This is a genomic window from Tepidimonas sp. (genome assembly GCF_046292505.1).
In the GTDB taxonomy this organism is placed as follows: domain Bacteria; phylum Pseudomonadota; class Gammaproteobacteria; order Burkholderiales; family Burkholderiaceae_C; genus Tepidimonas.
On the sequence record NZ_JBKBQX010000207.1, the window covers coordinates 1 to 634 of the forward strand.

Genomic DNA, 634 nt, shown 5'->3' on the forward strand with positions numbered 1-634 from the left:
GTGGCACCGTCCCATGCGGTGGTCCTGCTTCAGGTGGCCGATGATGGGCTCGATGGCCTGGCGCCGCTTGAGCAGCTCTCGTTGTTCAGGCGTGATCCGCCTGGTCTTGCCCCGGTGCACGATGTGCACATCGGGGTTGTCGGCGTCCACCCCCCGATAGCCCAGATCTACGAAGGCCGTCGTGGGCTTGACGCCCGTGTCCTGCATCAGGATGCTGGCTTGCTCCAGTTGTTCACTGAGGGTGTGGCCATCGTAGGGGTTGCCATGAAAGGCCCTTGCACCCACGATGAGGTTGCCCCTGACGGTGCTGGCAATGCCCACCTTCACGCCAAATTCGTAGGGCTGCTTGCTCTTTCCCTTGTTGATGCACGAGACCTCGGGGGCATGGAAGCTGTAGAGCTTCGGTGCCCCGTCCTTGGCCTTCTTGCTGGCCGACTGCATCACGATTTGCGCTGCCCGCGTCAGGGTGGTCTGCAGGCTGTCTTTGACTGCAGCGGCCACGCCACTCAGACCTGCGAACTTGCGCTCGATGTCGCGCAGCAGCCGGCCCACGACGGTGCGCTGGCGTTTGAGGGTGCGGCGCATGCGCCGAAACTGGCGTGCATGAGCGTAGCGGCCCGCCTTGCGACTCAGC

At 64.0% G+C, this 634-nt stretch carries 1 protein-coding gene; it reads right to left on the reverse strand.

Annotated elements, in window-relative coordinates; genetic code table 11:
- A partial coding sequence (locus tag ACK4TH_RS12780) for a transposase (RefSeq protein ID WP_409626986.1) occupies positions 1-634 on the reverse strand: 634 nt, incomplete at both ends.